General features: G+C 35.9%; 18 protein-coding genes. 2 read left to right on the top strand and 16 right to left on the bottom strand.

The genetic code is table 11. The annotated features are described in order from the left end of the window. Positions 1-8: 8 nt before the first annotated feature. From xerD to JF75_RS04715, 5 genes are all read right to left on the bottom strand, one after another. Positions 9-917 carry a site-specific tyrosine recombinase XerD gene (gene xerD, locus JF75_RS04735; protein ID WP_046332066.1) on the bottom strand — a complete coding sequence of 303 codons (909 nt, stop codon included), beginning with the start codon at positions 915-917 and terminating at the stop codon, positions 9-11. Continuing rightward, positions 901-1,788 carry a CvfB family protein gene (locus tag JF75_RS04730; RefSeq protein WP_046332065.1) on the bottom strand — a complete coding sequence of 296 codons (888 nt, stop codon included), beginning with the start codon at positions 1,786-1,788 and terminating at the stop codon, positions 901-903. Before JF75_RS04730 ends, xerD begins: the two co-directional genes overlap by 17 nt. A 163-nt stretch (positions 1,789-1,951) precedes the next feature. Next, on the bottom strand, positions 1,952-3,721 hold the full coding sequence (gene pyk / locus JF75_RS04725; protein ID WP_046332064.1) for a pyruvate kinase: 1,770 nt from the start codon (positions 3,719-3,721) through the stop codon (positions 1,952-1,954). Positions 3,722-3,750: 29 nt separating this feature from the next. Further along, complete coding sequence (pfkA, locus tag JF75_RS04720; RefSeq protein ID WP_046332063.1) at positions 3,751-4,710, bottom strand: 6-phosphofructokinase; 960 nt, start codon at positions 4,708-4,710, stop codon at positions 3,751-3,753. Positions 4,711-4,871: 161 nt separating this feature from the next. Then, entirely contained in the window at positions 4,872-8,012 is a 3,141-nt protein-coding gene (locus JF75_RS04715) for a DNA polymerase III subunit alpha (protein WP_046332062.1), read from the bottom strand. 106 nt (positions 8,013-8,118) lie between these two features. On the opposite strand from JF75_RS04715, the gene JF75_RS04710 reads away from it, so the two are divergent. Beyond that, positions 8,119-8,325 (top strand): DUF2929 family protein, encoded by a 207-nt coding sequence (locus JF75_RS04710; protein WP_046332061.1) that lies wholly within the window; start codon positions 8,119-8,121, stop codon positions 8,323-8,325. Positions 8,326-8,363: 38 nt separating this feature from the next. Here JF75_RS04710 and JF75_RS04705 read toward each other — a convergent pair whose 3' ends face one another. The 8 genes from JF75_RS04705 to uvrC form a co-directional block, all read right to left on the bottom strand. After that, positions 8,364-9,911 (bottom strand): bifunctional metallophosphatase/5'-nucleotidase, encoded by a 1,548-nt coding sequence (locus JF75_RS04705; protein ID WP_046332060.1) that lies wholly within the window; start codon positions 9,909-9,911, stop codon positions 8,364-8,366. 82 nt (positions 9,912-9,993) lie between these two features. Further along, positions 9,994-10,185 (bottom strand): 50S ribosomal protein L32, encoded by a 192-nt coding sequence (gene rpmF / locus JF75_RS04700; protein ID WP_034979275.1) that lies wholly within the window; start codon positions 10,183-10,185, stop codon positions 9,994-9,996. A gap of 109 nt (positions 10,186-10,294) precedes the next feature. Beyond that, positions 10,295-10,516, bottom strand: a complete 222-nt coding sequence (locus tag JF75_RS04695; protein WP_046332059.1) for a lipopolysaccharide assembly protein LapA domain-containing protein — start codon at positions 10,514-10,516, stop codon at positions 10,295-10,297. A gap of 8 nt (positions 10,517-10,524) precedes the next feature. Next, positions 10,525-11,319 (bottom strand): SDR family NAD(P)-dependent oxidoreductase, encoded by a 795-nt coding sequence (locus tag JF75_RS04690; RefSeq protein ID WP_046332058.1) that lies wholly within the window; start codon positions 11,317-11,319, stop codon positions 10,525-10,527. Further along, positions 11,312-12,253, bottom strand: a complete 942-nt coding sequence (gene rnz / locus JF75_RS04685; RefSeq protein ID WP_046332057.1) for a ribonuclease Z — start codon at positions 12,251-12,253, stop codon at positions 11,312-11,314. Before rnz ends, JF75_RS04690 begins: the two co-directional genes overlap by 8 nt. Before the next feature lie 11 nt (positions 12,254-12,264). Then, positions 12,265-14,184 (bottom strand): acyltransferase family protein, encoded by a 1,920-nt coding sequence (locus tag JF75_RS04680; RefSeq protein WP_046332056.1) that lies wholly within the window; start codon positions 14,182-14,184, stop codon positions 12,265-12,267. Positions 14,185-14,206: 22 nt separating this feature from the next. After that, the gene (gene obgE / locus JF75_RS04675; RefSeq protein ID WP_046332055.1) at positions 14,207-15,511 is read right to left on the bottom strand and encodes a GTPase ObgE; all 1,305 of its coding nucleotides are present in this window, start codon (positions 15,509-15,511) and stop codon (positions 14,207-14,209) included. A 76-nt stretch (positions 15,512-15,587) separates the two neighbouring features. Next, the gene (gene uvrC / locus JF75_RS04670) at positions 15,588-17,390 is read right to left on the bottom strand and encodes an excinuclease ABC subunit UvrC (protein ID WP_046332054.1); all 1,803 of its coding nucleotides are present in this window, start codon (positions 17,388-17,390) and stop codon (positions 15,588-15,590) included. Between the two features lie 212 nt (positions 17,391-17,602). Between uvrC and JF75_RS10730 the strand changes: the two genes are divergently transcribed. Continuing rightward, entirely contained in the window at positions 17,603-17,731 is a 129-nt protein-coding gene (locus JF75_RS10730; RefSeq protein WP_280682939.1) for an SPJ_0845 family protein, read from the top strand. A 39-nt stretch (positions 17,732-17,770) separates the two neighbouring features. On the opposite strand, the gene yihA is transcribed toward JF75_RS10730, so the two are convergent. From yihA to tig, 3 genes are all read right to left on the bottom strand, one after another. Then, on the bottom strand, positions 17,771-18,355 hold the full coding sequence (yihA, locus tag JF75_RS04665) for a ribosome biogenesis GTP-binding protein YihA/YsxC (protein WP_046332053.1): 585 nt from the start codon (positions 18,353-18,355) through the stop codon (positions 17,771-17,773). Then, positions 18,345-19,622: an ATP-dependent Clp protease ATP-binding subunit ClpX gene (gene clpX / locus JF75_RS04660; protein ID WP_046332052.1), complete on the bottom strand. Its 1,278-nt coding sequence runs from the start codon at positions 19,620-19,622 to the stop codon at positions 18,345-18,347. Before clpX ends, yihA begins: the two co-directional genes overlap by 11 nt. Before the next feature lie 120 nt (positions 19,623-19,742). Continuing rightward, a complete protein-coding gene (tig, locus tag JF75_RS04655; protein ID WP_046332051.1) occupies positions 19,743-21,068 on the bottom strand; it encodes a trigger factor in 1,326 nt (441 codons plus the stop codon). Between the last annotated feature and the right edge of the window lie 55 nt (positions 21,069-21,123).

Here is a 21,123-nt window from a genome sequence, read left to right as displayed (position 1 = left end):
TAATCACCTTATGTCCGCGGATGCGTTTTTTCGTATACTTGTAGAATATGTTTCTGCGACAAATTGGTATAAATTTGTGTCGTACTGATATCTGAATGCCCTAAAATTTCTTGAACAACACGTAAATCTGCCCCATTTTCCAGTAAATGTGTTGCAAATGTGTGTCTTAAAGTATGTGGAGTAACATTTTTTTGAATACCAGCCAGCTTGCAGTAATGCTTAATAATTTGCCAAACTGCTTGTCGGGTTAGAGAACCTCCGCGACTGTTCAGAAAAATAAAATCATTATTTCTGCCGATCTTTAATATTAAAGGATCACGAACCTTTTCCTTATAACTGTCAATCCAGGATAAAGCTACTGCGCTAATAGGAATTAAACGTTCTTTTGATCCTTTGCCAAAAATTTTGACCAATTTCAATTCTTCATGTAAATCGGTAAATTTGAGATTAATTAATTCGCTCACTCTTATTCCCGTAGCATACAGAGTTTCAAGTAAAGCTCTATCACGTAAGCCCAACTTCTTTTTAGTATCAGGCTGCTGGAGTAATTTATTAACTTCATTAATTGTCAAGGCCACGGGTAAGGTATGACGCTTTTTAGGAGAATCTATTTCGAGCATTGGATTGAGCTTTTGAATATTTTGTCTTACCAGCCACTGATAGAATTTACGCAAGCTGGTTATTAAACGACTAATAGAGCTCGTAGCTTTATTTTGATCGCGCTGCTCTGCCAAAAAAGCATCAATGTCAAGGGCTTGAGTTGGCCAAGAAGTAAAATTTTCCTGTTGAAGAAAACTAATGAAAGAAGTTAAATCCTGCCTGTACGCTGTTATCGTATTATTACTAAGGCCACGTTCAACCTGACTATATCTTAAATAATCTTCAACTTGCTCTGATAAATCAATCTTTTTCGGCATTTTCTGGATCCTTTAACAGGGAGATAGAGCCAGCAGCCTTATCCTCCACTATATATTTAGCTTTTAGCAAATGGCCTAAAGCTCGTTTAAAAGCCGATTTAGAAATACCAAAATAATTTTTAATATCCTGCGCGTCAGATTTATCGTAAAAAGGTAAGGTTTTATCTTTTTTCCTACGCAAACTCATTAAAATCATTTGTGCATCATCGTCAATTTCCTCGAAAGCTCGTGGCAAAGTACTTAGATTTAAGCGACCATATTGGCTAATACCAACAACCCTGCCTTTGAATTGCTCGCCTAAACGTAAAGGACGCGCCATTTGTGATGGATGAACAAAACCTAAATAATATTCTTTGGTGATTACAAATGCCCCTACTTCACGAGACGCATATACGATTCCAAAAATATCTTTATTTTTCATATCGTCAGGAAAATGAGCTGCTAACTGTTCAAAAATGTTTTCATCTGCCAGTTTTGCCCAAATACGATTTTTCTCATCTGTTTCAAGGTGAACCAAAAGCTGATCTTCTGGTTGAGGCCAGCGTTCTTTGTCGTAGGGTAAATCGTCCATTGAAATTACAACGTCTTTATCGGGCAAGCCAATATCTACGAAAACACCCAAGTTATATTTTACCTCAGTGACTTTACTCCAGCCATATTGATCTTGTTGAGCAAAAGGTAAGAATTGCGTCATTTCACGATTGTGCTGCTTATCATCGTATAAAAATCCCTTGATTTGATCTCCAAGCTGTGGCTTTTCTTCCTGTGTAATTTCTTTTCTTTTCAGTTCATACGTAATTCCGTCAATTTGAACAAAAAAAGAATCTTCGTTTTGGTCTATTATTTTTCCAGTTGCAATTGTGCCAAGCATGATTTTTCTCCTACATCTAGAATGGGATCTGATAACAAGTATATCATTTTAAAGGAATAAATTGACATTAGTCAATCTAAATTTGCTACTGATTTTTCCTAAAATTTAAATCATACAAAAATAGCCAGTAACAAGCACTGGCTATTTTAACTCGTAATTTTAATTAAAGGTTTGAAACTTCGCCTTGATAGATTGCACCACGACGAGCGTCAACAGTAATAGTAATACCACTGCCAATCTTTTCTGTTGCATCAGTAACTCCAACTACAACCGGAATTCCTAATGATAAACCAACAACAGCTGCGTGTGAAGTCAAACCAGATGCTTCAACAACTAAACCTGAAGCCTTCTTAATTGCAGGCATGTAATCAGGATCAGTAGTTTTTGCGACCATGATATCTCCTTCTTTAATTTTGCTAATAGCTTCTTCAGCACTATTAACAACAACTGTTTTACCGACAACAGAACCATTACCAACGCCCAGACCTTGAGCTAACTTGCTACCGATAATCTGCAACTTCATCAAGTTGGTTGTGCCTGAGTCGCCAACGGGTACACCAGCAACGATAATGACAAGATCACCATCTTTAACGTAACCGTGTTCTTTAGCAACTTTTGCTGCTAGATCAAACATATCATCAGTAGAAGCTGGTTTATCAGTCAGCAAAGGCTGAACACCCCAAGAAATACCAAGTGAGTGTTGGATCTTCTCATCAAAAGTTAAAGCCAAGATGTTTGCGTTCGGACGATACTTGGAAATCATTCTAGCAGTATAGCCAGAATTAGTAGCCGTAATAATAGTCTTAACGCCTAATTCTTGGGCTGTCCGCACAACAGATTCACCAATAGCTTCAGTAACGTTTGAACCTTTGTATTCTTCAAATCTTTGCAGAGCTAGAGTATTACGCTTAAGAAGTTCTTGTTCAGTTCTTTCATCAATTTCAGCCATAGCAGAAACAGCTTTAACTGGGTACAAACCATTAGCAGATTCACCAGAAAGCATAGTGGCATCAGTACCATCAAGAACTGCATTGGCAACATCAGAAACTTCAGCACGAGTTGGACGAGGATTTTCTTGCATTGAGTCAAGCATTTGCGTAGCAGTAATTACTGGCTTACCAAGTGCGTTTGCCCTCTTGATTAAATCTTTTTGAACAAATGGCACATCAATAAATGGAATTTCAACACCCATGTCACCACGAGCAACCATCAAGCCATCTGAAACTTGTAAGATTTCATCTGCATTATCAATACCTTCTTGTGATTCAATCTTAGGATAAATCTTAACATAATCACAGCCAGCATCTTCACAAAGCTTACGGATATCAAGAATGTCTTGCGCCTTACGTGCAAATGAAGCAAAGATAAAGTTAATGCCATGGGCTAAACCAAATTTGATGTCATCAGTGTCTTTTTCAGTAATTCCTGGGAGGCGAATTTCAACGCCAGGTGCATTAACACCTTTTTTAGAACCGATAACACCCGTGTTTTGTGCTTCACAAACTAATTCTTTCTTTTCTTCATCTTTTTCTTTAATTAATAAGTCAACTAAACCATCATCAATTAAAACGTGACCACCAACGTGAGTATCACCATAAAGACCTTCGTAGGTAACGTGAATCATGTCCTTGTTACCAGGCTTAGAATCGTCCATCGAAACCCGAATTTGATCTCCTGTATTAATGGTAAACTTGCCACCTTCTTGATCAGTGGTTCTAATCTCAGCACCTTTGGTATCCAATGCTATACCAAGTACTAAACCAGTTTCTTTTTCTACTTGGCGAACCATTTTCATCCGTGACAGATGTTCAGCGTGGTCACCATGTGAAAAGTTGAAACGAAATACATTTACGCCTGACTTAGCCAAAGCTGTAATAGTTTCAATATCATTTGAAGCTGGCCCTAAGGTACTAACAATTTTAGTTTTCTTCATTATGTAAAATTCTCCTCAAAATCGACTAATTATTTAGTCATTTCTTCATTTATATCAATTAACGATTCTTCACTGGCATGTTTTTCATCAAAAAGATCAAGAATATCATGGGTTTCCAATTTTCCATTCTCCATGCCGACAGCTAAACCGCCTTTACCATCAAGAAGTAACTTGACCGCATAATTTCCCATCTTTGTAGCATTAATCCTATCAGTAACCGTTGGTGCACCACCACGCTGCATATGACCAATAACATTCGCCCTGCAATCGAATTCGCCGTATTTTAAGAGTTCAGCTCTAAAATCAGCGGCATCCATGACACCTTCAGCTAATATGATAATACCATTATCTTTGCCATCTTTAAAACCGCGCTTTAATCTTTCAGCAATTGCTTTAATGTCATAACTTCTTTCTGGAACAACAATTGCATCAGCACCACTTGCTAAACCTACACGCATAGCAATATCGCCACAATTACGTCCCATAACATTAACAACAAAAACGCGGTGATGACTGCTGGCAGTATCACGAATTCTGTCGATAGCTTGCATAGCCGTATTGCAGGCAGTATCAAGTCCAATAGTATATTCAGTATAAGGAATATCATTATCAATGGTTCCTGGCAAACCAATTGAGTTAATCCCCAAACGAGTTAAAGCCAGCGCACCATGATAAGAACCATCACCACCGATAACAATTACAGTATCAATGTCGTGCTTTTTTAACTGTTCCACTCCCTTTTCTTGCACTTCTTTTTGCGCAAACTCAGGGTAGCGGGCACTGTAAAGAAAAGTACCACCAGCGCTAATCATATGGTCAACATTTTCAGCAGTCAAGGTAACAAAGTCACCCGCTACAAGCCCAGCATAACCATAACGAATACCAACAACACCAAGTCCGTGATGAATAGCAGTTTTTGTAACAGCCCTTACAGCTGCATTCATGCCAGGAGCATCGCCACCGCTCGTTAAAATTCCAATTCGCTTCATGAATTCACCTCATCAAGATTTATTGTGTAATTTCTCACATCCACTAAATTTTAACATTCTTTCATGAAAAAATCTCACAAAAAATGATTAAAATTCTTGATTTGACGGTCTTTTTCAATGTTAGCGTTAACATCGACTATTTGTTTACGCTTACTCAAAAATTACTCTTTTAAATTTACAACTTTTAAATTAGTTAGAATATACTGCTTTTTACTAGAGTCGAAACGATCATTTTGAACTTTAACACCTAATAGATAAATATTACCTTCCTTTAAATTCGATTGAATTTTATCATAAACATTAGGGAAAATTACAATATCCTGCTTACTGTTGGTATCAGCAAAACTGCCAAAGGCCATTGTTTGACCCTTTTTGGTCCTAACTAGTTTTAATGACATCAGTTTACCAACAGCTATTCCTCCATCATGTATTTCAAATTCATTTAGCGGCTTAGCATTAAACTTTTGGGCATATTTTTGGACGGTAATTAATGGGGAGGTTAAAGTAGAGAAACCTAAAGTTTTCTCTTCCATCAGAGCCATTTCTTGTTTGCTAGGTTCTTCAGCAGGCTTAATGGGAACGCCACCTAGCCCTTCTGATAAAGCAAGATTTTCTCCAGTTAATTTAACGTTTTCAATTATTTCAGAGCAATTTTGTAATAACTCGTTACGATTTTTGTTAAGTCGATCAAAGCAACCCGATTTGATCAAAGATTCAACCACATTAGTAATGCTGTTGGCTTTAATAAATTTGGGATCAATTTGACGTAAAAAATTGCTAAGAGAATCAAAGGTTTTAGTTTGACGCTTGGCTATTATTTCTTTAAGAAAATCTATTCTAATTCCTTTAATTGCACGCAAACCCACTAAAATGTGTCCATCAATTACCTGATAACCCAAATTGCTTTTATTAATATCAGGTGGCAAAATTTTAACGCCATCTTCTTGTGCGCGCATTATATATTCATTAGCTTTATTTTGATTGCCAATATTTGAATTTAGCATAGCGGCATAAAATTCAGCAGGATAATGAACCTGTAAGTATGCTAGCCAAAAGGCGATCATTGTATAAGCAACAGCATGTGACCTGTTGAAACCATAATTGGCAAATTGTTCAATGTAGTCGTATACCCGGGTTGCAACCTGAACAGTCCGCCCGTTTTTTACTGCTCCAGTAATAAATTTAGACTTTTCCTGTTCAATAACCGTTTGATCTTTTTTGGACATTGCTCTGCGTAAAATGTCGGCTTCTCCTAAAGAAAAGCCAGCCATAACACGAGCAGTCTGCATCACTTGTTCTTGGTAAACCAAAACACCATATGTTGAAGACAAAATTGGTTTTAAGCTGGGATCAGGGTATGTGACTTTCTGTATGCCCTTCTTGCGTGCAATAAAAGTTTTGATATTCTGCATTGGACCTGGACGATAAAGTGCATTGACTGCTACCAAATCTTCAAAATTATCTGGATGCAATTCACGCAGAACATTGCGAATTCCACCTGATTCAAATTGAAAGACGAGTTCTGTCTCACCTTTTTGAAAAATACTTAAAGTAGCCGGATCATCTAGGGGGATCTGATTAACATCGATCTTTTTTCCTTGCTCGCGGATCATTTTCTCCGTATCACCAAGAATAGTTAAATTTCTCAAACCTAAAAAATCTATCTTTAACAATCCCAATGATTCAACATATCTTTTGGTTTGCTGAGTTATCGGTATTCCCAATTGTCCTGATTGCAAGCCGGCAATGGCGGCAATAGAATTATCGCTAAGAACTAAACCAGCAGCATGGATTGAATAGTGGCGTGGCAGGCCTTCTAATCCACTTGCCGTTTCATAAAGCAACTTGTTCACGTCATTTGCATTCACCAGCATTTGCATTTTTTTGGATTCTTTATAAGCCTGAGCCAGACTTATTTTGCCTTTTGCAAAAGGTACGCTTTTAGACCATTCACTTAATTGCATTTCTTGGAGACCAAATACTCTGCCAGTATCACGCAAAACTTGCTTAGCTGCCAAAGTCCCAAATGTGAGAATCTGAGCAGTATGATCCATGCCGTATTTATTAAACATATATTTTATGACATCATCACGACGATTATCTGGTATATCCAAATCAATATCTGGCATTTCGTGTCTGGCAGGATTTAAAAAACGCTCAAATAGCAAGTTATATTTAATCGGATCAACCTCTGTGATGTTTAAAGAATACGAAACTAACGAGCCACAAGCTGAACCTCTGCCTGGACCCATCGTAATCCCCACTCGATGACAGTAGTTTACAACATCCCAAACAATCAAAAAGTAATCATCAAAACCCATTTGATCTATTACTTGCAACTCATAATTTAGCTGTTTTTGATAATTAGCAGGTATCTTATGTTGACCAAAGCGTCTTTGTAAACCCTTTTGAGCCAAAAATTGCAGATAATCTTTAGAAGTTGAATATTGATCCTGCTTAAATTTAGGCAAAACTGGGGTTTGAAATACAATTTTTGCATTGCACATAGAAGCTATTTTTTTGGTGTTTTCTAAAGCTTCATCTAAATTTAATTTATGGTAGCGTTCGCTCAATTCCTCAATAGCAGGCAAATAATGTGAGCCAGATTGTTTAGCTAAATCTGTGATATCTTGTAATATTTCTCCTTTTTTAATTGCCTGTAAAGTTTTGCGCAAGAATTGATCACGGGGTTTTAAATAACAAGTATCTTCAACGCTAACTAATGGTAAATCAAACTGCTTTGACAGAGCTTTGATATATTGAATATAATTTTCCTGCTTTTCACTGCCATAGACTCCGATATATAAGGAACTAGATTCAGGAATTAAGCCAACTAACTGACGCAAAAAATCTGTTCCTAAGGACTCATTCTGCATCTGCAAGTTTAATAACTCACTGTGCAAATTTGCCGGTATAATAAATATCAAATCATTTAAATCTTTGGTCAAATCTGCCATAGTTAAAATTTTTTGCTTATTGCCATTGTCTGTCAAAAGGTTAATCCTACTTGATAAGCGCAAGATATTGCGGTAACCCTCATCAGTCTTTGCTAAAGCTATTAGATCATATTGGTGAGCACTGTCAATTAATCCGTTTAATCTTAATTGCATCCCTAAAAGTGGCTTAATACCAACTTTTTGAGCACCTTCAAAAAAATTAACTAGTCCATAGGTTACGTTAATATCAGTTAAACCTACAGCTCCATAACCTAATTTTTTTGCAGTAGTCAGTAAGTCCTTAATTTTTACTGGACTGTCTAAAAGCGTAAAAGAGCTAAGGTTTTGCAATGCAGCGAATTTCATATTCAGGTCACCTTCCATATAAATAAGTATACCAAAAAGCTGTCTTTTGGATTGAAAACGTGCATAATATTTGTTAAAATTCAATGGTATGAAAGAAGGAAACGCTATGGGTCGTTATATCGTAACTATTTGCTGGAGCGTTGTCTACATGTTAATTGTAGGTTTTATTGCCGCTCCACTAACCCAACATGTTTTTAATCTAAGTGAAGCTGCTGTTGTCGGTTTGATTTTTGGTCTGTTATTTGCAGCCATTATTCCCACAATTACGGCTTATTCTTATAAAGACAAAAGTAAGTATTCTAAACTTAAATAACTAAAAAAGTCATTAGCTGATTGCTGATGACTTTTTAGTTAGCTAAAACGATAATTTCGTGAAAAATTAACTTTTGGGTGACCTATAGTCAGAAACTCTTTAAACATTTCCACATAATCTTTATCCAGGGTTTTTTCAATCTTGTTAACGTTGTATTCTGGGTAGAAGCCACCTCCCATAGCACGATAGTTATTAACGGCCAAGCGATATGTTTTTCTTGCCAAAATTGGGTGTCCGTTTAATTCAAGCTTAATTAAACGATCACCAAGTGGTCTTGCAATATCGGCTTCATAATTAAGTGGGTAAAAAAGATCAAAGTTAAAAAGCTGATTGCGATATGCAGGATCAAAAATAATGTTGCCCCCATTTTCTTTAGTTAAAAATTTGAGCGAATATTCGACGATATTGCGTAATTCCTTACCAGTTACTTTAACTATACATAACTGATTTGCAAAAGGATAGTTCAGCAAAATATCACGCATTGAAACTTTTTTATTAAACCCTTGAGCTGTTTCACTCATCAATGCTGTTGCTGAGATATCAGCTTTTGTAAAATACAGTTGCATGTCTTGCAATAAATTAATAAACGGTGAACCCTTAATTCTTGCTTCATTTGCATTCAAAATAAGAGCAGGTTCGTCTAAATAAGCAATTGGCTGGTCAAGCCATTTTTGTGCCTGCTGCTCCAATGATAAACTGGAATCATTAATTTTGCCATCGGGTTCATAGTCTCGAGCGTCAATCAACTCAGTAGACATTGTTATTATTTTCTTTTTTTGTTGGTCAAAATCCAGCACTATCTTGCCAATGGCTTCCCCGCGATAACCCGGTTGCACAATAGCAGTTTTACGTTCGACTAAACTTAGTCTGCGGTGCTGATGCCCTGTCAGCATTACATCGATACCAGGAATTTCATGCAAAATACGATATCCTTCATTTTCCCCTGTGTGTGGCTCTTTTCGTGTTCCTGTGCGAGGATCAGCTTCAAAACCGCCATGATAAAGCACAGCCAAGACATCAACTTTAGGCCTCAAAAAAGCTGTTATCTGCTTAACCTGCTCAAAAGCAGAGATAAACTTTAATCCTGCAACATGCTCTGCCGGCTCCCAGAAAGGCACCCGTTGTGTAGTAATACCAATTATTCCTACCTTTATGCCGTTTTTATTGATAATGATATAATTTTGCCCAAAAGCTGGCAGATCATTTTTCTTAGCCAATATATTACTATTTAAAAAAGGAGCTTTACTGTAAGTTAAATATTTTTTTAAATAGCTTAATCCAAAATTAAAATCATGATTGCCTAGACATCTTGCATCATAATTAATTTGCTTATAGTAAGCTGCAAATGCTTTTAAATTGGCATCATTATTAGACTCATGTACATAAGCCGCTAAAGGTGAACCTTGAAGACAATCGCCTGAATCGGTAACAATTACATTTTCAGCCCCATATTTATCGCGTTGCTGTTTTATTATGCTGCATAATCTGGTCAGTCCAAAAGGAGCAGAATAAGCATTTTGCTTTTGATAGTCCGTGGGGAAAATAAAGCCATGAATATCACTTGAATGTAAGAATACGAGTTTCATTTCACCATTTTCATCTTTCTAAATAAGAAATTACCAGATTTTTCCCGAAATAAAAAAGACACCTGATTTTGGTGCCTTTTAACTATTGGTTGTCATTTGAGTTAGTTTGACTAACAACTTGACGACCCTTGTAATATCCTTTAGGTGAAACGCGGTGGCTTAAGCGATATTCACCAGTGGTTGCATCATAGTGCATTGCTGGTACAGTTAACTTAATATGACCACGACGTGAACGTTTCTTTTGCTTAGAAGTATGTCTTTTAGGAACTGCCATTTAACTGATCTCCTTTTTTGTAGAATTACGATTTTAGGTTGCTTAAAAGTACCCAAAATACTTCACGTTTGTTAATGATACTATTGTATCCTAAATAAATCAAGCTATATTAGTTATTCTTGTCTTGATTATGACCATAAGAACCCCAAAAATAGCCAATTAAAACTCCAATAATGATCATTACTACTAAAATAATGATCAAAGGTAATTTAAACTGGAATAAACCAAAATTAATGGCAACATTGTTAGTATTTAAAACCACGAAAATTACTGCCAATAAGGTTAAAATCAATGTAAAAATGAGCTTAATCTGTCTAGTTTTACTTTTCATACCTTGCACTACTTTCTGGAAGCAAACTTAAGCGACACTTTATCACCTATTGTTGGAAACAGGTTATATAGTTTAGCTAATATTGCTAAACTAACTGGTAAATTAAGCTCGCGCTTATTACTACCAAAGAAATGAACTACTTGCCAGGCAACATCATCTGGATCCAGCATAAATTTTTGTACGCTGTCAGCATAATGCCCGCTTTTATCAGCAATATTAAAGAAATTAGTGTAAACGGGTCCTGGATTAACCGTCATGACTTTAACCCCAAATGGTTTTAACTCCAAACGCAAAACGTTTGAAAATTGAATTACAGCTGCTTTTGATGCACTGTATGCTGCTGATTTTACTGTCGGAACCTTCCCTGCAATTGAACCAATATTAATAATCTGCCCAGACTTTTGCTCCATCATTAATCGACCAGCTAGTCGGCTAAAATACATTAATCCTAAAACATTAACTTGAAACATGGCTGTAACTTCGCGGCGGTTTGATTCTACAAAGTTTTCAAATTTGCCAAAACCCGCACAGTTAACTAAATAGTCCACGTGTTTGGTTAATCTAATAATTTTTGTAAAAGCAGCATCTATCTGGTCGCTTTGACTCATATCAGTCACTATAGTATAAGAGTCAGCTCCTGACAACTCGTGTGCTTCAGAAGCAACCTTTTCCAGCTTTGCCTTATTTCTGGCAATTAAAATAACTGTTGCTCCTCTGCCGGCACTTTCCAATGCGATAGAATGGCCTATCCCACTTGAAGCTCCTGTTATTACCACTACTTTATTTCTAAGAGAATCACTCATCTTTTTCTCCTTTCATCGGAATTACAATTCGGTCGAAATCATTAGCTAATCTAGTATTTGCAAATATTTTTTGTGCCTGGTTTTCCAATTTTTTGGCTTTAACACCTAAATATCTAGCAGAAATATGATTTAAATATAAACGTTTTACATTATTATTACGCGCAATCTTCGCTGCTTCAACTGCCGTAGAATGATAATATGAATGAGCTAAATCTGCCTCATTACCGGCAAAAGTAGATTCATGTACCAAGACATCAGCATTCTGTGCTAATTGTGCTATTGCAGGAGTGGCCCGCGTATCATAAATAATAGTAATAATTCTACCTTTTTTATTAGGACCCAAAAAGTCGTTTCCATCTAATATAGTACCATTATCCAGAACGATTTTTTCACCATTTTTTAGTTTACCAAGTAGCGGGCCATTAGGTACATTATATTGCGCTAGTTTATCCATTAAAAGTTCTCCCGGATGATCATCTTCAACTACCCGAAAGCCAAAACTAGGTACACGATGGGCCAATTTTTCTGTATAAACTTTAAAGCCCTTTTCATGAAAAATCAAACCACCTTCTTCTAGAACAACAAATTTAATAGGATAGCTAATTTTTGTTCGTGAAATTTTTAAAGCTGTCCGTACAAATTGTTCTAAGCCTGCTGGCCCGTATATTGTAATCGGCCCAACATCCCCTTGAAATGATCTAGTTGCTAACAATCCTGGCAAGCCAAAAATATGATCCCCATGATTGTGGGAAATAAATATTTTTGTGACTTTACGCAATCTAATATTGGTTCGTAAAATTTGGTGTTGTGTTGCTTCTCCCACATCAAATAACCAAATCTCATTGATCTCATCAAGCATTTTTAGCGCAATACTTGATACATTACGTTTCTTTGAAGGTTGTCCTGCTCCAGTTCCTAAAAATTGTAACTCCATACTCTACCTATCTAATACCTAGCATTTTCAACTACTTTTTTTACAATTAAAGCACTGTAGTGCTTTGATCCTATTGGTGTTGGGTGCGTTTTATCTTCGTAAAACCAATTTGGATGCTTTTCTGCATATGAATGCCAATTAATTACTTTAAAATTATGGTATTTTTTCGCAACTTCATTCAATAAGTTGTTAACCTCATTTTGCCAAGGTTTGGCCGGTACATAAACGTTTATCCAAAATACTTGTCTTTTATGTCCTAACTGCTTCATTAAATCATCTATATCAGACATTTTAAAAGGACCATTAGTACCTAAACCTATTAATACATTCTTTCCTAAAACATTTTCATTCTGATAATGCTTTAATAAATCGAACGAAACATTCAGTTGACGTGAAATAGCCGCATCAATCACAGCCTTAGGTAACAAATCTTTCAAATCATTGCTAGAACCGGCCATAACTGAATCGCCAATAGCAGTTAAATCAATTTTACGTGCTAATTGAATTTCAATTTGTGAAATACCAAATTTCTCAAAAGATTTTTTTATTGGGTGATTCTTTGCTGCTTGTTTAGCTTCTTTTATTAGTTTAGCCTTTTTTTGCTCTCTCGGACTAATTTCTTGGTATTCCTTAATTAACTCATTATTATCTTTTCTTTGTTGTTTACGATTTGCTCTGATTCTGCGAGCCAACTGGCTTTGATTAAAATTTTGGGCCTTTACAGCAGGAGAAATTAAAATTGCAATGCTACCGGTTAAAAAAATTAAGCCCGTGAGAACTGCTTTCCCTTTTTGAAAGTAATTTTTTGATTTTTTATCAAAAATCTGCTGCAAATATTTTTTAATTTTTGGCCAGGAAATTTTGCCACATGGTCGTTCTACCAATCTATATGCAAGCTCACTTAAAATAACTATTAAAACTAGCTCAATAAAACGATAAAGCAAAACATGATCTGCCATATTGGAAACTTTATCCTCAAAAAAGATCATTACTGGAAACTGGTAAAGATAAATTTCATAACTTCTCGAACCAATCCAATTAAAAACAGGATTCGTGAGCCATTTATTCCAGTGGCTCCCTGGATGTGCAATCACCCCCACCAGTATGGTTGTAAACAACGTGAACAAAAACATGCCGCCCAAATAGGTAAATGCATTCTCTGCATTCATTATGGGAGAAAGAAATAAAAATATGATTTCACAAAAAGAAATCAGACCAATAATATCTAACGTAATAGAATCACTGCGCTTGATATTGCTCTTCAACTTATTCAGTGGCCAAATCACAGCAAGAGCAGCACCCAAGCCCAAAGAAAAGAATCTGGTGTCTGTCCCGTAATAAATGCGATTAACATCAACTCCAGCGCTAAACATTATTGCCATTTCAACTGCTGAAAGTACAGATAAAATTAGTAAAATACTAAAAATGTTTTTTCTTTTTTTGCCATATTTCACTAACAAAAAAATAACTATTGGCCATAATATGTAAAACTGACCGTTAATTGACATTGTCCACAAATGGACAAACGGAGATTCGTTAGCGGCAAAGCGCTCAAAGTAACTTTGACCATTTAAAATCTGCCAAAAATTATAAACGTTGAGCAAGTTGGCCATAACTATTTGACCCAGTTTGACAAGTAAATTACGTTGAAATAAAACAATATATGCTGCAGAAAGCCATAGTACTGCAATCAATGGCGGATATATTTTTTTAATTCTACTCAAATAAAACTTTTTATTATTATAAAAGCCCTTTTCTTCATATGACTTTAGTATTTGGCAAGTTACCAGGTAGCCTGATAAAACAAAAAAAATCGGTACGCCAAGATATCCGCCCACAAAAGTATTAGGATCGAAGTGATATAGAATCACGCCGATTACTGCCAAAGCTCTAAGTCCAGAATATCCTGTAATGTATCGATTTTTTGCCATTTTTTCAAAACTTTTCTATTTATTATTGGACAAATTCAAAGTTGAATGAGCCAATTATTACATCATCGCCGTCAACGGCTCCTTTTTCACGCAGAGCATCATCTACTCCCAGATTTTTAAGTTTCCGAGCTAATCTCATAACACCATCTTGATAGTCAAGATTGGTCCGTTCCACTAGTCTTTCCAGGTTTTTACCTTTGATCTCAAAAACATGTTCTTCTAGTTTTGTGATAGTAAAATCATTCTTTTGCCTTGCTTGATATTTATATTCTTTTACTTCTTGAACAGGCTTTGGCTTCTGCATTGCTTGTTCTTTTTCAACCTGCTCTACCACAGTTGCAGTATCCTGCATTAGCTGCTCAATTCCTTTATGCGTCACACTTGAAATAGCATAAACAGGTGACAGAATTTTCTCAGTTTTCAAATCTTTTTTGAATTGCTTTAATTTTTCATTTGCACCGGGAATATCCATTTGTGTTGCGACAATTATTTCTCTTCTATTCTTTAGATCTTTGTCATAAGTCAAAAGTTCCTGACGAATTGTTTGGTAATCTCGAAGCGCATCCCTGCCATTAGCAGGATCCATGGCAACCAAGTGCAAAATCACCTTTGTTCTTTCAATGTGACGTAAGAATTGTATACCAAGACCAACGCCATGACTAGCTCCTTCAATTAAGCCGGGCAAATCAGCCATCGAAAAATCCCGACCGTCAGGTAAAATAACCATACCCAAATTTGGCGTTAAAGTCGTAAAAGAATAAGCCGCTATCTTGGGCTTAGCTTTGGTTACAACTGATAACAGCGTTGACTTGCCAACAGAAGGGAAACCAACTAGACCAACATCTGCCAAAACCTTTAGTTCTAAGCGCAATACTCGGTCTTCACCAGGTTCACCATTTTCAGCAATTTCAGGAGCTGTATTAACACTAGTAGCAAAGTGAATATTGCCCCGTCCACCTTTACCACCATGTGCTACAACCAATTCTTGTTTATTTTCAGTTAGATCACCAATTTCTTCATTGGTTTCAAAGTCATAAACAGTCGTTCCAATGGGAACTTTAAGATATAAATCCTTAGCTCCCCGACCATATTGAGACTTTATCCGACCATCTTCACCATTTTCTGCCTTGAACTTACGGCGATAACGAAAGTCCATTAACGTTCTCAAACCGCTATCAGCAACAAAAATAATACTGCCACCGCGACCACCATCGCCACCGGCAGGTCCACCATTAGGAACATATTTTTCATGGCGGAAAGCAACCATGCCGTCTCCGCCTTTACCAGCTTGGACTTCAATCTTAGTTTGATCGACAAATGTAGGCATCTAGATTCTCCTTCCGTCTTTCTTAACTATATTACTATACCACAAAAAGTCTGGTCAATTGCGGTAAAAATCAATATTACAAGGTCAATTTAACTGTCTGAGCCTGGGGTAATGTTAAACCTGCAGAACGTAATTCATCGATTGAGGCTTCTTTAATTTTTTTCAAAGAGCCAAATTTTCGTAAAAGCTTATTTCTGCTTTTCGGTCCGATCCCTTTAATTGAATCTAGCTTGCTCGATAAAGCATTTTTAGCATGAGTCCTTCTATGAAAGGTAATTGCAAAGCGGTGTACTTCATCTTGAATTCTCGTCATTAAATAGAAACCTTGAGATTTCGGATTCAAGGGTATTAGTTTCAAAGGCACACCATTAATCGGATCTCCATATAAAAGGTGGTTGGTTCTGTGTTTATTATCCTTGACCATACCAGCTACTGGAATATTAAGGTTCAGCTCATTGCGTAAAATATCTTCACAAGCATCTACTTGAATTTGACCACCATCCATCAATATTAGATCTGGCATTGGTTTATGTTCCTTAAGTAGTCTGCTATATCTTCTGCGAACAACTTCACGAGTATTACGAACCTCATCGCCACCATTTTGATGCTCAACTTCACCCTTTAATTTATATTTACGATAAGAATTTTTATCTGGTTCACCGTCTTTAAAAACAACTAAGGCTGAAACCGGATCAGCTCCTTGGATATGTGAGTGGTCAAAGCTTTCAATGATATGACCATATGGCAAGCCTAAAGAATCAAAAATTTCTTTCTGTGCACCCTTTGTTTTTCTATTACCTAATTCTAATAAGCGAAACTTTTCATCCAGTTTAAGCTTTGCATTGTCTTTTGCCATATTTAACAAAGAACGTTTTTGACCTCTTTTTGGCGTTCTCACTGGCACATGCAAAACTTCACTCAGTGCCTCATTGTCAATTTTGGCAGGTACTAAAACTTCTTTTGGCAGTATTCGATTCTTTTGCCCATAAAATTGAACAACAAAGGAAGCAAATGTGTCCTCAGGATCATTAGTATCAGTCAGTGGATACATTCTTGTTTCACTTCTAAGTAACTTGGCTTGCCGCAAAAAGAAAATTTGAATAGCTATCCATGATTTATCAACATAAAAATTAAAAATATCACGCTGAGTGTTGTCATTTGAGATAATTTTTTGCTTTTCAACGGTTTCTTCAATGTAATTAAGCTGGTCTCGAATTTCAGCTGCTCGCTCAAATTCAAGATTTTTAGAAGCAGCTGTCATTTTTTCATTAAGATCTTTCTTAACCCAACCAATATCTCCATTTAGAAAGCTTTTAATCTTTTTTATTTGAGCATCATAAACTGATTTTGGCACCTTTTTAAAACATGCTCCTAAGCATTGCCCCATATGATAATATAAACATGGTCTGCCTTGCTTACCATGACAACGTCTCAGAGGAAAAACTTTTTGAATAAACTTTAGGGTCGCCTGTGCAGCATAGACATTAGGATAAGGCCCAAAATAATAGCCCCCATCTTTTCTAATAATACTGGTTAATTTAGTCTGGGGATCACGTTCATTAGTAATTTCAATATACGGGTAGCCTGTTCCCTGTTTTAGCTGCACATTGTAATATGGCTGGTATTTCTTGATAAGCGTGACCTCAAGCAAAAAGGCCTCTTTATCAGTTGAAACAGTGATAATATCATAATCACGAATGTTTTCTACTAATTCAGCTCTTCTGCCCACTTGAGTACTTTTAAAATAGGAGCGCACTCTACTCCTAAGATTTTTCGACTTGCCAACATAAATTACCTTACCATTTACATCTTTCATTAAGTAACAGCCAGGCTTAGCAGGCAAAAGCTTTAATTTATTTTCAATTAACTGAGTTGCCAAAAAATCACTCCCCCAAATTCGCTATCATATTTTAACATACAATTTATGGTTTAAAATTCGCTTTTGCTTAGTAGGACTTTGAATATTATAAAATTATAATTTCAGAATATAACTTTACATAATTAAATTTATTTAAAACTAACAAATTAACGTATTTTCTGGCTTGTGCTTTTGTTTTTTATTATAATTAAGATCAGAAAGGAAATATTATTATGGGTTTAACTTTTAAAAAACAAGACGAATTAGAAAAATTATTCGACAAATTTGCCACTGTGCCTGAAGATAAAAAGAAAAAATTAGCAAAAAACAAGGAAAAAGTAGACAAAGATAAAAGCAATTAAAAATGGTTCTCCAATGAGAACCATTTTCTCTTGCAAATTTTACAGGTTTTGTTCAATCCATTGCCATACTTCTTGGACATGCAGTTTTTGGACAGAACTAAAAGTAAGAACTTCAACATTATTATGATTTAAATCAAATTTTCGTTTTAAAATAGCAAGCACTTGATTTTGCTGATTTTTCTTAACCTTATCAATTTTAGTACAAACTACAAGAATAGGAATATTTAGATATAGTGCATAGTTATACATAGCCACATCATTTTTAGTAGGCTCATGTCTAGCATCCACTAAGATAATTAATCCCTGTAAGTTTGCCCTAGTTTCAAGGTAATCTTGAATCATCATACCAAACTGTTCGCGCTTTTTTTGCGAAACTTTGGCATACCCATATCCTGGCACGTCAACCAAATAAAAGTCTTGATTGACTAAATAAAAATTAAGTGTTTGCGTTTTTCCGGGTTGTGCAGAAGTGCGCGCCAAGTTTTTGCGATTTAATAATGTATTTATTAAACTTGATTTACCCACATTAGAACGCCCAGAAAGTGCAATCTCGGGCAAATTATCAGTTGGATATTGATCTTCCCGCACAGCACTAATTGCATATGAACTCTCTTTAATGATCATTAGCTGCCTTTATTTCATCATCATTTTCCTGATCATCATCTTTACGTCTTGTTACATGCGGTTCGGCATTTTTTTCAATGACATCTTTAGTAACTTTTACGTTCTCAATATCAGGCTCACTTGGCGTTTTATACATGATACCCATCATTGCATTTTCAATTATTGTCCGCAAGCCACGTGCTCCCATATTACGGTCAATGGCCAAATCCGCAATAGCTTTTAAAGCATCCGGGGTAAATTCTAAGTTAACCTGATCAAGCGACATCAATTTTTTATATTGCTTTACCAGCGCGTTCTTAGGTTCAGTTAAAATTCTAACTAAATCGTTTCTATCTAACTTATCTAAGGTAGCAATAATAGGAATACGACCAATAAATTCGGGAATCAGCCCAAATTTAACCAAGTCCCCTGTCGTTAAATGTTTAGTCCAAGAATCATCTTGCACTTTATTAAGCTCATTTTCAGCACTGAAACCGATTACTTTTTTACCTAAACGACTTTTGACAATTTGTTCGATACCATCGAAAGCTCCACCAACTATAAATAAAATGTTAGTGGTATTTATCTGTATTAATTCTTGTTGAGGATGTTTACGACCGCCTTGTGGTGGAACGGAAGCAATAGTACCTTCCAAAATTTTCAATAATGATTGCTGAACGCCTTCACCGGAAACATCTCTAGTAATTGAAACATTTTCAGACTTTTTAGAAATTTTATCAATTTCATCAATGTAAATTATTCCCCGTTCTGCACGTTCGATGTCATAATCTGCATTCTGTAATAATTTAAGTAAAATGTTTTCAACATCTTCACCAACATAGCCTGCCTCAGTTAAAGTAGTTGCATCAGCTATGGCAAAAGGCACATCTAAAATACGGGCTAAAGTTTGAGCCAAGTATGTTTTACCTGAACCAGTTGGTCCAATCAAAGCAATATTTGATTTTTGCAATTCAGTCGAAGAATCCACATCCATTTGTGTAACACGTTTATAATGATTATAAACTGCAACTGATAAAATCTTTTTTGCACGCTCTTGGCCAATAACATACTGGTCAAGCTGCTTTTTAATTTCCATTGGTTTAGGTAAATCCTGTGCCTTTTTTAAAGAATCAGATTTCAATTCATCGTCAATAATCTTTTTAGATAAATCTACACATTCATTACAAATATAAACCCCGTTGCCAGCAATCATTTTTTTAACTTGATCTTGTGTTTTGTCACAAAAGGAACATCTAATAACCTCTTGATCAGTAAATTGTGATGCCATTCTATTCCTCCTTGTATCTACAAGTCTAAGGTTAGCATAAAATACGGGTGGTATAGGAATTATATGCTTATAAAATAAAAAGGCAGTATGACACCACCTTTTTACTCAGATTTTAAAACTCTACTTTTTATCAGACTTGTTTTCGTCTTTTTTAGTCTTAGATTTAGAAACTTGTTTTGCGTTGTCAGCAACAATATTAATAGCCTTACGAACATTAATGTCATGTGAAAGCATATCATCAGTCAGAGTATTACGGACAGTTTTTTCATCCATGTTATATTCACTAGCCAAGTTTTTTATTTCCTTGTCAATTTCTTCTTTGGTGGCTTTAATGTCCTCTTTTTTGACAATTGCCTCAAGTACTAGGTTAGTTTTAACTCTTTCTTCAGCATCTTTACTAAATTGTGAACGTAATTGATCTTCTGTAGTATTAGTTATCTTGTAATATGTCTCAGGGCTAATACCTTGACGCTGCATATTTCCTAAATATTGATTCATTTGCGTATTGATATCTTCTTGAATCATAGCATCAGGAATTTTATCAATAGTAGCATTGGCAACAGCACCTTCAATTGCCGCTTGTTCAATTTCGTCTTGTGCCGCTTCTTCCTTTTGCGCCTTTAAGTCCTTCTTGATCTTTTCTTTTAAATCATCAAGAGTTTCAACTGAGTCATCTACATCTTTAGCAAATTCATCATCTAATTTTGGCAACTGTTTTGATTTAACTTCGTGAACTTTAGTAGCAAAATGAGCTTCCTTACCAGCTAAATCTTTTGCACCATAATCTTCTGGAAATGTTACAACTACATCTACTTCATCGCCAGCTTTGTGACCGATTAATTGATCCTCAAAACCAGGAATAAATGTATTTGATCCTAATTCAAGAGAGTAGTCCTCTGCTGAACCGCCATCAAAAGCTTTACCGTCAACTGTTCCTTTATAGTCAATGGTAACTGTATCACCCTTAGCTGCTGCACTCTTCTTCAATACTAACTCGGCATTCTTTTCACGCTCTTCTTTTAGTTTAGCATCAATATCTTTAGCATATACTCGGGTATTTTGCTTAGGCACTTCAATTCCTTTATATTCGCCAAGTTTTACCTCAGGTTCAACAGTAACAGTGGCTTTCATTTGCCAATCTTTACCCTTTTCCATTGAAACAGGTAAAATTTGTGGTTGACCTACAGCCGCAATATCAGCTTCTTTAAGTGCTGACTCATAGGCATCAGGTAAAACAATATTCAATGCATTTTCATACAATGATTCTTCACCATAATATTGATCAAAAATCACGCGCGAAACATGTCCCTTTCTAAAGCCAGGAACGCGCAAACTGTTCTTTACCCTCCTAAATGCTTGATCTAGCCCACGCTTTACATCAGTTTGGGGAATATCAAAAGTAAGTTCACCGGTAGTTTTATCGGTCTTATTCCATTTTACAGACATTAATTAAATACCTCCAATGTCAAGTTAAATTGCATCTTTACACACTAAATTATCT

The sequence above is a fragment of the Lactobacillus kimbladii genome (assembly GCF_000970755.1).
In the GTDB taxonomy this organism is placed as follows: domain Bacteria; phylum Bacillota; class Bacilli; order Lactobacillales; family Lactobacillaceae; genus Lactobacillus; species Lactobacillus kimbladii.
This window is presented reverse-complemented; position numbering and strand designations above follow the sequence as displayed.